At 68.7% G+C, this 14556-nt stretch carries 15 protein-coding genes and 1 pseudogene; 7 read left to right on the top strand and 9 right to left on the bottom strand.

From position 1 onward, the window contains the following. Nucleotides 1–679: 679 nt before the first annotated feature. Nucleotides 680–1198 (bottom strand): hypothetical protein, encoded by a 519-nt coding sequence (locus BN1555_RS35155; protein WP_141662964.1) that lies wholly within the window; start codon nucleotides 1196–1198, stop codon nucleotides 680–682. A gap of 406 nt (nucleotides 1199–1604) precedes the next feature. Between BN1555_RS35155 and BN1555_RS39410 the strand changes: the two genes are divergently transcribed. Then, nucleotides 1605–2564, top strand: a complete 960-nt coding sequence (locus tag BN1555_RS39410; RefSeq protein WP_176710342.1) for a competence protein CoiA family protein — start codon at nucleotides 1605–1607, stop codon at nucleotides 2562–2564. A gap of 222 nt (nucleotides 2565–2786) precedes the next feature. Here BN1555_RS39410 and BN1555_RS39405 read toward each other — a convergent pair whose 3' ends face one another. Next, complete coding sequence (locus BN1555_RS39405; protein ID WP_176710341.1) at nucleotides 2787–3632, bottom strand: hypothetical protein; 846 nt, start codon at nucleotides 3630–3632, stop codon at nucleotides 2787–2789. A gap of 286 nt (nucleotides 3633–3918) precedes the next feature. On the opposite strand from BN1555_RS39405, the gene BN1555_RS39400 reads away from it, so the two are divergent. The 6 genes from BN1555_RS39400 (at nucleotide 3919) to BN1555_RS35120 (ending at nucleotide 9674) form a co-directional block, all read left to right on the top strand. Further along, nucleotides 3919–4089 carry a hypothetical protein gene (locus BN1555_RS39400; RefSeq protein WP_176710340.1) on the top strand — a complete coding sequence of 57 codons (171 nt, stop codon included), beginning with the start codon at nucleotides 3919–3921 and terminating at the stop codon, nucleotides 4087–4089. A gap of 905 nt (nucleotides 4090–4994) precedes the next feature. Further along, on the top strand, nucleotides 4995–5144 hold the full coding sequence (locus BN1555_RS39395) for a hypothetical protein (protein WP_176710339.1): 150 nt from the start codon (nucleotides 4995–4997) through the stop codon (nucleotides 5142–5144). 524 nt (nucleotides 5145–5668) lie between these two features. After that, a complete protein-coding gene (locus BN1555_RS35140; protein WP_141662963.1) occupies nucleotides 5669–6274 on the top strand; it encodes a hypothetical protein in 606 nt (201 codons plus the stop codon). Between the two features lie 578 nt (nucleotides 6275–6852). Next, the gene (locus BN1555_RS35130) at nucleotides 6853–8034 is read left to right on the top strand and encodes a hypothetical protein (RefSeq protein ID WP_107081143.1); all 1182 of its coding nucleotides are present in this window, start codon (nucleotides 6853–6855) and stop codon (nucleotides 8032–8034) included. 392 nt (nucleotides 8035–8426) lie between these two features. Further along, complete coding sequence (locus BN1555_RS35125) at nucleotides 8427–8999, top strand: P-loop NTPase family protein (protein ID WP_093804022.1); 573 nt, start codon at nucleotides 8427–8429, stop codon at nucleotides 8997–8999. 87 nt (nucleotides 9000–9086) lie between these two features. Next, nucleotides 9087–9674 carry a helix-turn-helix domain-containing protein gene (locus BN1555_RS35120; RefSeq protein WP_093804021.1) on the top strand — a complete coding sequence of 196 codons (588 nt, stop codon included), beginning with the start codon at nucleotides 9087–9089 and terminating at the stop codon, nucleotides 9672–9674. Between the two features lie 175 nt (nucleotides 9675–9849). Here the strand turns inward: BN1555_RS35120 and BN1555_RS41055 are convergent, their stop codons facing one another. The 7 genes and pseudogenes from BN1555_RS41055 to BN1555_RS39390 all read right to left on the bottom strand — a co-directional run. Continuing rightward, complete coding sequence (locus tag BN1555_RS41055; RefSeq protein ID WP_255306506.1) at nucleotides 9850–10611, bottom strand: type IV secretory system conjugative DNA transfer family protein; 762 nt, start codon at nucleotides 10609–10611, stop codon at nucleotides 9850–9852. Nucleotides 10612–10628: 17 nt separating this feature from the next. Beyond that, nucleotides 10629–11303 carry a hypothetical protein gene (locus BN1555_RS41050; protein WP_255306505.1) on the bottom strand — a complete coding sequence of 225 codons (675 nt, stop codon included), beginning with the start codon at nucleotides 11301–11303 and terminating at the stop codon, nucleotides 10629–10631. A 164-nt stretch (nucleotides 11304–11467) separates the two neighbouring features. Next, a pseudogene (locus BN1555_RS41830) lies at nucleotides 11468–12318 on the bottom strand (SCO6880 family protein); the annotation flags it as partial. After that, on the bottom strand, nucleotides 12209–12712 hold the full coding sequence (locus BN1555_RS41045) for a hypothetical protein (protein WP_255306504.1): 504 nt from the start codon (nucleotides 12710–12712) through the stop codon (nucleotides 12209–12211). The pseudogene BN1555_RS41830 and the gene BN1555_RS41045, both read right to left, overlap by 110 nt. Before the next feature lie 949 nt (nucleotides 12713–13661). Further along, the gene (locus tag BN1555_RS35105) at nucleotides 13662–14180 is read right to left on the bottom strand and encodes a hypothetical protein (RefSeq protein ID WP_093804020.1); all 519 of its coding nucleotides are present in this window, start codon (nucleotides 14178–14180) and stop codon (nucleotides 13662–13664) included. Continuing rightward, nucleotides 14180–14305: a hypothetical protein gene (locus BN1555_RS41040; protein WP_255306503.1), complete on the bottom strand. Its 126-nt coding sequence runs from the start codon at nucleotides 14303–14305 to the stop codon at nucleotides 14180–14182. The genes BN1555_RS35105 and BN1555_RS41040 overlap by 1 nt, the downstream gene beginning before the upstream one ends. Before the next feature lie 38 nt (nucleotides 14306–14343). Then, nucleotides 14344–14556, bottom strand: a 213-nt coding sequence (locus BN1555_RS39390; RefSeq protein WP_176710338.1) for a DUF8175 domain-containg protein, incomplete at its 5' end; no start/stop codon positions are given.

Raw genomic sequence — 14556 nt, 5'->3', positions numbered from 1 at the left:
GCTGGCGCTACCCTTGAGCCTTACCGAGAAACGTTTCGCGCGAGCAACGGTTCTCGGTATTGCGGCAACGAAGAGACCCCTACAAAAGAGACCCCCGCCGCAGGCACGGCAGGGGCCTCTCCTCTCAACCGCATTCTGGTGTCGGCCTCCAGCTCACTACGTCTGAGCTGGAGGCCGACTCAGATCAGGTCACGCCACTCGCGCACCATCTGACCGATCCAGAACGCAGAGGCCGCCACCGAAGGTGTCCAGAGGCGAATGCGTCGCCGCACTCGCCGCCAGCTTCCTGGTCTTGGCCTTGCGTGCTTCCCCATGAGTCCCCCACGGGACAGAGGGCCGGCTGCTCAATCCGGGCCCGGAGCTCCAGGGCCCGACGCACGGTCCCCCGAAGGTTCCTCTCGGGAAGCTCTGGACAGAATCTTACGCAACATCAGGGCGGCCCACGGACCGCCTGTAACTGGGCAGTTGGGCGAGCGACAGCAGAGCGTTACCCGGCCGGGCGGCCGGGTGCACGTCGGGGGGCTGAACGAGCCGTCAAGGTACGAGTGGGCGAGGACTCTTGAGGGAGTCGGGGCAAATCGGGCACGGCCGGGCGGCCGGGCGGCCAGGCACTGGACGGTCACAGTCAGTAGTTTTTATTCGCCGGTCTCCTCTTGGCCGAGCATCCGACAACCGATGGTCATTGTTGATCATCGGAACCGTTGAGATGTGCGCTGGCGGCTTCGACGAACGCCTTTGTCCTGTTTTTGAGGATGTTGTGTCGGTCGTCGAACTTCGCGTTCGCGGTAGACGCGACGGGGTCCTTGGCGTTCTGGAGTTCCAGCACGGCGCCGTAGACGTGATTCGAGGCGAGTTCGATCCCATGGGCCAGATCGGCGAGATGCGCCGGCCCTTCGAGGCGGACTGCTGCGGCGGCGAAGACAAGGGCTTCGTTGTCCTGAGTGGTGAGCGTGTTGTTCCAGTGGCGTTGCATCCTGGGATCGAGGGTGCCGAGGTACACCCGGAACATGTGGCTCTCGTACTTGGCGGCCTGGGCGACGAGGGCGGCGTATGCCTCGCGCTGATGTTGCCGGCGGATGGCGTCCATGGGGCCGCGGCGGGCTGCTCGCGCTTGTGCGCGGCCTGCGGCGTAGGCAGTTGCGGCGGCGAGGACAGCCGTGGGCGTGGTGATGAGCGCAGCTATGACGGCGGAATCCATGACAGGTGATCCTGCCAACCTGGCCCGGGACTCCTACCTCGGACACCAGCCGCAAACTATGCGGTGCCGGGGGCGGTACTGCCGCCGCGAGGGCGCACCCTGGTGGCCCTTGACTGCCCCTACCGCGGTGTCAGACCCGGCCGAGACGATGGGCGGACGACGCCATCAGGTTGGGGGGAGCGCTGTGAGTTTCACTGCCGTACACGAGGAGCGGGGCCGTCTGGACGCCTCCTTGCCGGATCTCGGCTGCGGCTGGGATTGGAGTGCGATCCACCGGGTGCAGCCATCGGCCCCCCTGGAGTGCCGGGAGTGTGGCCACGGGATGCACGCCAAGGTGTCGCCCCTGGGCTTGCGGTTCTTCGCTCATGCGTCTGGGGCTCCGACGTGCACGCTGGCGGAGGAGTCGATGGCTCACCACCTGCTCAAGCTGGAGCTTGCTCAGGCGGCCCGCGAGGCCGGATGGATGGCCGAGCTGGAGGTGAGCGGGCGGGACGGTCGTTGGCGGGCGGACGTCCTCGCCTCCACGGCCAACAGGCGGCGTGTCGCCCTGGAGGCGCAGTTGGCTAGCATCACCGCCGCCGAGATTCGTGCCCGTACGCAGCGGATGGGGGCTGACGGAGTACGGGCCTACTGGTTCAGTGACCGCAGCCGGATTCCCTGGTTGGGTGCCGTTCCCTCCGTGCGGCTGGTCCGGGAGGGTCAGAACCTGGTCGCCGTCGAGCCCATGGCTCGGTTCACCGGTGACTACTGGGGCCCCGAGCCGTTCATACCGCTCGCCGAGTTCGTGGGCAGGGTCCTCACCTCGCGGTTGGTCTCGCACGCTCCACGCACGCCGCAGCGTCACGTGGCCCGGCGGCCCGTGACGAGGCTGTGGGCCCATCCCAAGTGCGTACTGGCGGAGGCCAAGAAGCTGGCAGATGAGGAAAAGCGGCAGCGCGCGGCTCAGGAGGAGCAGGAACGTGCTGAGTGGCGGGGGTACGCCCGGGAAGAGGCCGCGTTCGCCGAACGTACGGCGCGCGCCGACCCGGACCGGGCGGCCCTGGCCCGGCACTCCGCCCGGCTGCCCGGGATCGAGCAAGCCATCGCCCAGGCCGCCGTCATGTACCGCACCCGTGTGACTGTCGGCTGGAGTGTGGGAGATAGCCGGTACTCCAGTGGCGTCCCGCTCGTCAATGACGGCGGAACCCTGCTGGCCGTCTTCGACCCGCTCCCGCTGGTCGGCCCCTGTCCCAACTTCCTCCTCGACGTCGGGCTGCCGATGCTCTTTCCCACGGAGGAACGACGCCAGCGCTTCGAGGAGCACCGAGCTACAAGTGAGCGATTGCGCCGGCAGGCCAGAGCCGAGGCGCTCGCCGACGACGAGTGACCGCCGCACCCCTGTCAGCCTGATCACCCCGCTACCTTGCGGCTGGTGTCTGGGCCGGGACTCCAGGGCCAACCTTCGACGCGGTCGATACCCGAACCTGAACCCTCTTGATTGGGTCGGCACTCCGACAGCGAGCTCACGATGACCTCGGTGCAGCCACGGCTGTACCGCCGGGGGGCCCTGTGCTCAGTTTGGGACGCCCTCGGCGTGATCGGCGGCAGGTCAAGGGGTACGGACCACTGCGCCGGAGGCGAACCACTGCACGAGGGCGGCGGCGAGGTGGACGCCGGCCCGCGAGGCCTCCAGGGTCTCCGGCACGGTTGGGGTCTGCTTGCCGTGTCGAGAGGTCTGCCCGTCCCACAGAGTGCGCATCATCGCTTCTACCGGGGCGACCGGGTCCCCGCCCTCCGGCGTTGAGATGGCGGTCCTGAACTTCGACCGCGCGTTGCCGATCTCGCCCAGCATGGTGCCGAGCGTCGCCCTGGCATGGTTCGGCTGGATGACGGAGTGCGCCGCGCACTCAACAGCCTTGATCGCCTCGCTGTACGCCCGCACCGGGTCAGGGTGCAGTCCGTACGCGGCCCGCCACGCGGCTGCCAGGTGATCGGCCGCGGAGCCGGTGGAGGTAGCGGCAGCCGCATCGGTGATGGTCTGGTGCATGGCTTCGCTGACTCCCGGACTGACGCGGAGCTCCAGACCCCCCTCGTCGTCGGCGACGCGGTACGCCGACCCGGCGTCGTCCAGCAGGATGCCGAGATCCCTGACCTCCGACTGATCATGCACATCCATCTCGACGAGGAAGGCCAGGATTTCGTCCACCGCGTCGAGCAGTCCTATGCCCTCCTGCTGGCTCAGGAACCGAGAGGCGTTCGTCTTGTCGGGCACGGCGATGCGGAGCCTCAAGCACACGGTCTCGCCGATGTAACCGTCCGCCCTGCCAGCCATTTCGTGCACCCACTTCTGGAGGGGGCGGCGCAGGTGATCCGGTACGTCTTCGTACAGAGCATCGCTGGTGTCCTGCGAGAGTCCCAGACGGACGGAGAAGCGGCGGCGGCGTGCGGTTGTCATGCCGGGGAGAGTACCGGCCGTCGCCGACGAATCGGCTCGGCTGAATTCAGGTCCGCACGCCCTGCCGCCACCACGCTTGGCAACTGCCCGTTTCATAGGTGGTCCCTGATGACTCAGTACGACCCCTCCGTACCTAGCACGACTCGGGGGACCGCTGCTGTCGAGCCGCCAGCCCGAGTCCCAAGGGGTGCCGGTACTCCACGATCCGCCACGCGTGCGGCTCCTGCACGCCCTGAAGGGAGCACGACCATGACCTCCGTACCCGACCCTTCTAACTGCCATCCGCATGGAGCCGCAGGGCAGTGCTCAGGCGAGCGACGACCCCGGCCCGCTCCTCACCATGCACGCCGCGCTCGTTTTCGTGGCGGCCATCGTCATGGGAGGAATCATCGGCTTCCTGACGCTTGCCAGCACCGGCAGCAGCGCCCCGGTATTCCACAGGCTCGTCGGACACTGACCGGACCAGCCGACCAGTCTTCTTGAGCGCGGCCGCGCTCCGCCCGCGGCCGCGTCGGAACTCACCGCCGGACTGGCCAAAGCGGCCGACCTGCCAGTGCCCGGCTCCTCGGTGAGCTCCAAGAAGGGGCTTCACCTGCGAAGAAGACGGAGCGTTACTTCAGCAAGGTGCTTGTCGCGCCATCGTCCGTTGTGCCGAGGGGCACCTATTCAGCACCTTTTTCGCTGCTCCTTCCTCATCAGCGACTTCGTGGAGGAGTTCGTTGAGCATCAGGGAGATGAAGAGCTTGTCGGACGACAAGGACGTCACCTTCTGGAAGGTCTTCCTTGAGCCTAAGGGCAAGGTCAGAGGCTCTAGAGAGGGTGCCGAAGAGTGCTCCACCTGCGAAGCGTCACCCGGCAAGGGCCTTGACCTAGTAGGACGTAGAAGAGAAGTTCACCCGAGGGCGACACGCACGGGGACGACGACGAGCTGGTGACATGAATCACCCCTATCGCTCCCCTAGTTCGATGGGACTACCCGCAAGCGACCGGACGCGACACGGCTTTGACCTGCATGGACGGCACAAGGTGGAACGCGGGGCAGAGCTCGACAACCACGCTAGCTGAACGCCGAAAATCCGTTCCCCCCGCTGGTGCTTGGCGGGCCCTCTAGACGGTTCGGCGAGGGGTGACACCGGCACGGGTTGTCAACGCCGCTTAGTAGGGTTGTCGACTACCGAAAGCCCTTCGGCATGACGAAGGGAGACCTCTTCGCGGTCCTTGCTTGGACGGCTGGCCGCTCCGAGGTCTCCCTCTCGTTACGTCGAGGTGGTCCGTCCTGCCGCGAGGAGAACTGACCGCGTGACGTCCATCGACCGTACCTCAAGCACACCCCCGCAACCGAGTTCTACCCCCCTGACGTGGGTGACCGTTCTGACCGGATTCGTCTCCATCGTTGCGGTGGCGGTGCTGTCACTGACCCATAACGCGGAGGCCGCGGCCACAGTGGGCGCGATCGGAACCACGGTCACCGCGATCGGCGGCGTGCAGATCAGCTTGCGCAACCGGCGCTGATCGCGCTACGCCGTGCCAGCGGACCGCGGTCCGCTGGCACGGCGTAGCCCTCGGGACTACTCCCACGTTTGACGAGGCGGTCCAGGCCGCGTCCGACTACCAGGACATCTTCGGCGCCGGTACTTCCTGGAATTGGCGGACCGCGGCACCGAGATCGAGCATCGGGTGCGCGACGGACTGCTCGAAATCGGCAAGAACCTGATTTCCCGAGGCTCGCCAGCAATGACTCGCACTACACGTACGACCGCAGCGTCCGCCCCCTTCCGCCGCCACCGCCCCAGCTCCGGAGTGCGACGTTGAACTGCGGGCCTTGATCCAGTGGATGGAGGGTGTTCTTTTGTGCCCGGGTACCTGGCCCCGAACACAGGCTGCCGGCGGCCGGGGGTGGAGGCGTGAAGCTGTAGCGACCGAGCAGGTTCAGGTTGCGGGGCTTTTTAGCACACGAGTGACCCAAATGAAGTAGCCCCGGGCTCCGCGGGCGTGCGTGCCGCTGTTCTGTACTCAAGCCCCTGCAAAATGCGCAGATGGACCCGGTAACGCTGGTGGCGCTGATCGGAGTCCTGGGGACTGTGCTTACCTCGCTGGTCGGCGTGGTGGGCGCTGTTCGGACGGCTGGGATCAACGCTCGTGCCCAGGCGTCTGTTGAGGACCTGAAGTCGAGGCGGGCCGCCTACAGTGCGTGTGCCGCCGCCTTGCTGGTGCAGCGTGAAGCAGCTCTGCGGCTGATGGATGTCCTGGACGTCCCGGACTTGGACATGGATAGGGCCAAGGAGCGGGTGGCGCAAGCTCAGGCGCTTCACGACGGCATTGGGACGACGGTGGGCGCGGTCGCTGTCGAGGGTCCTGAGGCGGTGGCCGATGCCGCGATGAATGCCGCCCTTCACCTCAGTATTCTCCTGGACGAACTGGGTTGGTGGCTCGAACAGGGGCGGCCTCACCATCTGCGTAAAAACATCGCTGAGCTTCGTGGCCAAGTGGAAGAGAAGGTGCAGCGCTTCGCGGCCGCGTGCCGTGAAGCGCTGCATCCGGATGATGGCCGCCGACGACGCTTCGGGCCGTTGAAGCGGTTGAGCCTGCGCCGGTACGTCCGTCGGCACGGCGGCCCGTACGGATGGCCAGGCTGGGACTGATACAGAGCGGCTTGGAAGCCGCCAGTGGAAGCTCCCTGAGCCAGACAAGTAGGAGTCGGGCAGGTGGCCGAGATCGGGGTCGCAGCCTGCTCAGTGCTTGTCACCGACTCACCGGACAGGCGGGCCTTCACAGTGGGCGCGCTGGCGCCTCGCGGCCTCCGGCCGTATGCGGCCAGCCCGTCCGTCGCTCTTTTGGCCCGGTGGGGGGTGGCGGCAGCGGGTCACAGGTCGGGCGGGGACGCCCCGGAGGGCCTGGCGGCCCTCCGGGGTGGTCTGGCGGGCGCCTTCGGCGCGTTCACCGCCAGACCATCCCGCGCAAGCGCGGGACGCCAGGCCGGGCGCCTTCGGCGCGTTCACCGGCCTGGTGGCTAGCCCTGCGCAGCAAGCTGCGCGCACCGGGCCAGCCATCACCGCCCTTTGCTGTGACCCGCTGCCGCCACTCCCCACCGGGCTCGCCAATAAACCGGCTCTGACCTGGCCTTTTCGCTGACTTTCGAGCTGGAATGCTGTAGAATTTTTCTTGTCGGAAGGGGCGGCACACCCCGACCGGCGACCAGCATCGAAGGAAGGAAAACTCAATGACCCGTCAGTTACTCCCTGCCGCTCTGGAGAACCGACGCAGGGACATCCCTGTCGTCGACTCGCTCCCGGCGAAGGGGTTCCCGGGGTACGTGAACGGCCTCAGGCGTATGGGCACCGTCCAAGACGTCTACGGCTGGACCAACGTCCACGCTCACATCAACATGTCGGCCGATGAGGCGTACGCCCTCACCGACAAGCGCAGCCCGCACGCCCTGTACGAGCTGATGCTGATGTCCGCCGGGGTCACGCCCCGGCCGGGGCTGCACGACCACTCGCCGGAGTTCGGCAAGGCACTGGGAGTCATCGCGGCCCGGTTCGCGGAGCACTGCCACGCCTACGAGCTGAGCCCGGTCGTCTCTTGGAGCTACGACCCGCACACCGTGGACCGCGAGTCCATCCAGGGCGAGAAGCGGTTCCACGCCCACCTGGTGGGACGCACGCAGACGGAGCGCGCGGCCGTCGGGGCGCGAGCAGTGCGGGCGGGGCAGCTCTCCACCGTCCGGTCCCGCCGGATCGTCGAGGAGGCGTCCGTTCTGGGCGCGCTGATCAGCGCGGACGTCGTAGACGGCGACGCCCTGCGGGTGCTGGAGCCCGTCCCGGCGCTCTCCACTCACACGGCCACCGCCACGGCTCAGTTTCGGCTTCCGGAGGGCTGGGAGAGTCTGGCCAGCCCGGACCTGCCCGCCGATCTGGCCTACGTCCACTGCAAGCTGCGGCGGATGTACGACGAGATCATGCGCGTCTGCACCACCGGCACGGCGGGAATGTGGCGGCGGCCCATGGTCCGGGAGTTCGACCCGCAGGAGATTGATGTGCCGCTGCGGGCGGCGACCCGGACAACGCTCGTGCACTATCTCCGGGGTCTGCGCCCCGAGCTTCTGTCCGAGCCCGTGGAGCGGTCCCGGAAGGTGTACGTCTACCCGCTGGCCGATCTCGCCTACGCGGTGACGATCGCAGAGCAGGACGGGCAAGTGTTCCTGCACCTGCGTACCAACGTGTTCTCCGATCTGGGAGGCGCGGGAATCAGCATCATGGACGGAGTGATCGTCAAGACCAAGAAGGGAGTAGGTGACATGAGCCCCGCTGAGATCGCCGGGCGAGCAGCATTCCAAGGCGACTTCCTGCGGATGCTCCACCGCCACCCGCAGGCGGTGCGGGCACTGTTCCCCCGCCTGTAGAACCGCAGGGCCGGACCCGGCCACCGGGTCCGGCCCCCGGCCGCCTTACCCGCCTCGCCCCCCTCATGATGATCATGAGGGGGGCGAGGCGCGGCAAAAGGACAGCCGCAAGCGGCTGGCGTCCGCCCCTTCAAGCGCCCTTCGGGCGCGGGGCGGACCAGGGGAAACGCCGCCCCCTGAGTGGCCTTCGGCCACGGGCGGCTTTCTCTGCCCTCCGGGCAGGCGCTGCGCGCCGGGCCCCCTGAAGCGTCCTTCGGACGCGGGCCCGCCCCTGCGGGGCCAAGGAGCCGCCTCCGGCGGCACCCGGCCGTGGCCGGCCCGAACCCCGACACTGACGGCCCAAATTGCTGTAAGGTTTTATGTGTCAATCCCTCTGTAGAGATGAGGCGCACATGCGACGGGTCGCACTGTTCGGGCCCCCCGCCACGGGAAAGACAACGCTCGCCCGCTGGCTCTCCACCGAACTCGACGAACCCCACACCGACCTCGACGACATCCTGTTCACCCCTGAGGGGCCACTGCCGCTGGAGGAATTCCGCCGGCAGACCGCAGAGATCACCCGCACCGACGGGTGGATCGTCGAAGGCAACTTCTCCAAGCTTGCGGACGTCGTCTGGCACCGGGCCGACACTCTGGTCTGGCTGGACTTCCCACTGCCCCTGATCCTGTACCGAATCATCCGCCGCAGCCTGCGCCAGCTAGCAGGCCGCGAGGACAGCGCACAGGCCCGGCGCCTCACCTGGTCCGCGGCGTTCTTTGCCCGCCGGTCACTCCTGCGCACCGCCATCCGCAAGTACCGCGCCAACCGGCCCCGCTACGCCCAGCAGGTGGCAGAGACCGCCGGCCTGGGCGTCGAAGTCGTACGACTCCGCAGCCCGCGCGAGGTCCAGCACTGGAGGCAGCGGACAGCGAAAGGGCCGGCGGAGAGCCGCTCACGAGCGGCCCGGCACACCACCGGCCCTTAACCAACATCCAGGCCGGCGTCACCGCTGACCGAGGAAGCCCCACCAGCGTAGCCCGCCCCCGACGAAGACTCTGAAGGACCCTTCCCCGTGATTCCCCGCGGCCGCCCCGTGATCAACGAATCCGACATCGCCCGTCAGGCTGGCGTGCCCATCGCTACCTGGCGGCGGCGCGACGCCCCCGCCTTCCGCCAACGCGTGCCGGCTCTCTTTCCCCATAGCCGAGTCCTGGTGTACGACCTCGCCCAGACCCAGGCCCACATCGAAGGCCGCCCCGTCCCCGCCCTGCCCCCCGGAGAACATCCCGACGACCTCCTCAACGACGAGGAAGCCGCCGCCCTGCTCGGTGTCGCGCCGAGTACCGTCCGCGCCTACGCGACCCAGGGCTACCTCCCGGCAGGCACGACCGTCTACAGCCTCCGGGTCTGGACCCGCCGCGACATCGAGGAGCGCCGCAGTGCCCCTTCCCGGCAGGGAAAGGGGGGCGGACGCCCCCCGGGCAAAGGGAAGGGACCCCGTAAGGCCCACGCCTACGAAGGCGATCCCCGCCTGCGCATAGCCGCCGCAGCACTCAGCACTGCCGAGAACACCCCTCGCACCCGCCTAGCGGCAGCCCTCGCCGCCCAGCACGGCGGATCCACCCGCACCTGGGAACGACTCCTCGCCCAAGCTGAGTAGATGACAAGGCCCTGTTCTCGCAGTTGGCGTTCGACCACGCCGACATCCTCGCCAAGGCCACCGCCGGCCGTCCGGCAGCACCACAAAGGGCGCCCGCAGCCATTCGAGCTGGCTGCGGGCGCCCTTCACGACTGTAGCCCCACGGAGTGCGGCGCCCTCTAGGTTCTGAGGGCCGTCACCGGGATGTCGCGTTCTGCCAGCGCTTGTTCGTGTCGTGGATGGCGAGCTCGGAGGGAGTGAGGTCGACGTGCATGGTGATGCCCGGTCTGCTGCCCACTTTGATCAGGAAGTTGCCGCGTCCCGGTGGATCGACCGTCGCGTCTGTGGTGTCCCAGCCCGGGGGCGTGGACCATTCGGTCAGTCGACGCTGCTCGACCCGGGAGAGGTCTACGACTTGGCCGAGGCGCGGCATTTCGTCCCTTGGTAGCCCGGCGCAGATGACCATCCCGGCCCGCTCGACGAATCCCGCCGCCTTCTGGCGGTCTTCCTCCGCAGGGAGGGCCAGGAGGTCACGCATGGAGTGGGTGATCATCGCCATCCCCACGCCGCGTGTGCGGTTGACGCGGGTCAGGACGTCGACCCGCTCGACCAGGCCCGAGCTGGCCCGCAGCACGCGCCACAGCTCATCCAGGACGAGGAAGTAGTGCCGCTCCGGCTCCAGGCCGGCATCCGACAGTGCGTGTGCGGCCGCCACCGCGCCGAACCCGTAGGACCAGGTCGAGAGCAGCGCCGCAGCCTGCAGCAGTGTCTCGGAGTCGTCGATGGCGGAGACATCAAATGCCACTGCGCGGTCGAGTGCCATGGGCTCTGTTGTTGGATGCGCGAACATGTCGCCCAGCCGCCCCCGTCCGAGGAGCCCTGCCAGGGACGACTCCAGGCGCTCCGTGACGTCCCGGTAGCGGGTGATGTCCCCGCGGTCGAGTGCCGCCGCCCGCATCGGCTCGGGGGCCTCTTTTATGACCTGCAGGAGATCCCGAGGACCGGTACACCGTCGTGCCTGTCGTCGAGGAGGTCCAGTGCCGCCGCCAGCAGCGTCTCCTCCCGGTCTGTGGGAGGCTCCCGCCGCAGGATGGTGATGAGGCCCGACACTGCGTTCAGGCGCCGGCCGTGCGCGTCCGCGAGCAGGGCCCGCCGTGCGTCGCCTGTCAGTCGCGCGGCCGCCGCCATCGACTCGCCGGGGTCGAGGATGTTCAGGAAGCCCCGGCCGCGGCCCAGGGTGATGACCTGTCCGCCCAAGGCCCTGACGAGATCCACGTAATCGGGTTTCAGGTCTCCGAAGATCAGCGGGTGGACGCCGTATCCGGCCAGGCCCAGCGCCATGCGCCGGATCAGCGAACTCTTGCCGAGTCCGGGCTGGCCGAGGACGAACGCGCTGGGGTTGGAGATCAGTCCGGCCCGCTGGAACCACGAAATCGGATCGCAGTGGATGGTGGCGCCCGAGTTGAGGTCACGCCCCAGCGGAACCCCCTTGGTCGGGGTGCCGCTGCCCGCGCCGAAGGGCCACAATCCGCAGACCTGTACGGTCGTGCCGCGCCATTCGGGAGTCGGGTCGAGGCGGGGCTGGGCGCCGCCGCCGCGACCGGGCCAGCCGCGCAGTCCCGGACGGCGCGGCGTGATGCTGCGAGCCATCGCGCAGCCTCCTTACATGTTGTCGCGGATGGAGGCGGGGACCGCCAGGTGCAGGGGGAGCACCAGGCCGATCGGCAGGCCGGCCGCGAACGCGGCTGCCTGGGAGCCCACACCGGGCGCAGGTTGATACGGGCGGGCGGTGCGAGCGTGTCGACCGCTGCCCGCGCGCGCGGCAGGTCCTCCCGCGCGTTGACCGTGGCGGTGACCAGCAGGCCGAAGCGCACCAGACCCGCCCCGGAGGCTTCTTCCTGCGCGGACTGCTCCGCCGCCCGCAGGGCGACGTCGTCCCGGCCCGGCCCCCGGGAGTCTGCTTGGCCCGGAAAGAGGCGTCCTTGCGGTCCCGCTCGACGATCCGGGCGGCGGCCGCCGGATCGTGCGGCCGGTAGAGGATCGTCACCCGCTTGCGAGCGATGTCGGGATGCGGCACGAGCAGCCCCGTAAGGACCGACGACAGGACCTCTCCTCGGGGCGCCTCACTCATGGACCAGGTGGACGACCATGCACTGTCGTGCCGGTAGCAGTCCCACTCTTCCTGCGCACCCTGGGGCCCGGCGTCGCTCCAGGTCAGGCCACTGCCACCCGAGGCCCGAGCCTCTTCAATGAGGGGCGCAACCGCAGGGTCATACGCCGTACGGACCGCCTCCGCCAGTTCCTCCGCCGCCAGCGGCCGGGCGGCGCCGGCCCCGGTCATGCCCAGCCCGGAGGTCAGGCCCGGCAGCCGATTGCCGAGGAGCACCGCCATGTCGTCGACCGACCGGCGCGGGTGGCCGGGCCGGGCCGCACCGGAGTACGTCAGGGCGATACGAGTAGAGATCTGCGCGGAACTGGCCGGGTACTCCGCCAGGACCTCCTGCAGCATCGTGCGGGCCAACTCCGGCGCGTCCGGCGCCAGCTGGCTGTTCACCTCATGCTGCAGCCGCAACCCGCTGTCCGGAGCCGTCTCCACGGTCACGCTCGCGCCGACCAGGCCCGGCTCCGTGGACAGCGCCGACAGCCACTGTCCCCAGTACGCCACCCAGACGTCGACCTGGTCCTGGTCGACGAGCGCCGCCCGTCAGCGTCACAACGCAGTACCACCACATGGAAGTTGGAGCGGGGTAGGTCAGCATCGCGAACGGGCGCCCGTAGCTGTCCTGCGCCTCCGTGAGTACCGACGACGCGCGAGGCCGGCAGCGTGCACGTGCCGTGACCGGTCCTCCCAGCGGCCCCGACCGGTAGAGCGTGGACCCCTTTTTCACCGCGCGGCGCCAGGCCAGATGGGTGGACATCCGCGTCAGCAGCGAGCGCCCGTACCGGTCCTTGATGGTCAGCGGAGCCAGGACCAGGGCGAGGACCACGGCCAGGACGAGCGCGAGCATGATGGAGATCAGCATGGACAGCACCACGACGACGACCAGGCCGCCCAGCATCAGCAGCGTGGGCGCGAGCCCAGCTGTCCGATACCGGCTGTCTGGGGTTTCCGCCAGTTGCCGTAGGTGCGCGGTGCGGGACCGCCGGCGACTTCATTTGCTGCCACGGGGCCTCTCCAGGGATGCGTCGGTCGTGTGGTGGGGCGAGGTGGAGCGGCCTCTGTGACCCGCTGGACGACGGGAGCCGCTGCCGGACGGTGCGGATGAGGGCGGCACCTGTGGCCCCGGTCCGTCGCCGTTGCACCGGAGCCTCGCCGGAGGAACCGGAGGACGGAGCCTGGGCCGCTCCTCCGCTCGCAGACCCGCCAGTCGGCCCGCCGGACGAGCCTCCCGCCGGAGCCGGAGAGCCTCCGACGGCTTCTGGGCGCACCGCCAGCGGACCGGCCGTCCGCGGCCGCCTGCCGTCGCGCCGCCGGAAGGCGAACTTCCGCCACCACTAACGTCCAGAGCCGCGGCGGCGCGCGGCGGCGCCCCGCGCGGCCGTTGAGGCTCCGCGGTTTTGAGCGCAATGCGCCTGTGGCGACCGTGAGGCCATGCTCGCGCGCCGCCACCCGACCCGCCGAGGCTGCCGCCCTGCTCCACCACGGGAGCGACGAAGCGCATCAGCGCGGGCAGTGTCACCGCGGCGAGGATGAGCAGCGCCACCCCGTACAGCTGGCCCATCATGCTCTTGTCGTCGTTCGTCTCGAACTGGCTGAACGCGGCCGCGTAGATGATGGCGCCGCGGGCTTGTAGACGATGAACGCCAGCAGCCAGCCCATGGACTTCGTCCACCAGGCCCGCCCTGCTCCGTGGTGGACGCAGCCGCCGCCAGGGCAGGTGCCGACGAGAACGAACAGCATCGACTGCGGAAAATGACGCTGATCAGCTGGATAAATCCGCTGATCAGGAGCAGTACCGCCAGCAGCAGAGAACCGCGAGCTGATCGACGTCGTTCAGGGCGGTCATGTCAGCAACTTGTCGCTGAACGCCTCAATGCACGCGTCGCTCGCCTCGCTCCCTTGCAGCCCAGGGACCGGTTGACGATCCAGATACTGAATTCGTCACCGGCTTTGGTGAGCAAATTGACGACCGCGACCGCCGCCGATGTGGCGATGATGAGCCGGAAAATACCCGCCGCCGCCTCCCGCGCCGGCTCACTGCGCCGAGTCCAGGCCATGCGCCCCGCCGCTATCAGGAGGCACAGCACGGCCAGCCATTGCGTGAGAGCGATCGTCGAGGAGAACAGGAACGACACCGTGCCGCTGTTCGCGTCCAGGGTCGGACTGTCCGCCCGGAGCCAGCCCAGCGCCAGCTCCTTGATCATCCACACCGCGCCTTCCTGGAAGGAGTGGACGATCTCTTCCCATGCGCTGGCCGCCGCCTCCGCGACCTTCTCTTCGGCCGCGTCCTTGGCCTGGCACGCCATGGGAGTACCGAACCCGGGGAGGTCGTCCAGGTTCTTGTCCCAGAAATCGCACCAGCCCATCAGACGCCGCCCCAGGCGATGTAGCCGCTCAGGTCCTCGACGACCTTCTGCGGCGGGCTGGTCGACGGGATCTCGTACTGCCAGTCACCCCGCGCCGTGTCCCAGCGCAGGGTCACGGTGGACACCTGCAGGACACCCGACGTGAAGCGGCTGACCACCTGAATCACAGCCGTCTGCGGGTGTAAGTCACGTACTGGTAGCCGGCGAACTGGCCCAGCTCGCCCGGCACCGGGGCGACGGACGCCGCGTCCTTCTCGAACTCCCGCCGCTTGTCGAGGAGCAGCTGCTTGCCGTCCCCGTAGGTCTGCCGCTTCACCACGCGCTCCCAGTCGTCCGCGAACGCGTAGCGGGTGCCGATCTGCGCGGCAGCCACCAG

It is taken from the genome of Streptomyces sp. Wb2n-11 (assembly GCF_001049855.1).
In the GTDB taxonomy this organism is placed as follows: domain Bacteria; phylum Actinomycetota; class Actinomycetes; order Streptomycetales; family Streptomycetaceae; genus Streptomyces; species Streptomyces altiplanensis.
The sequence above is the reverse complement of the archived record's forward strand: the minus strand, read 5'-3'. Positions and strand labels throughout refer to the sequence as shown.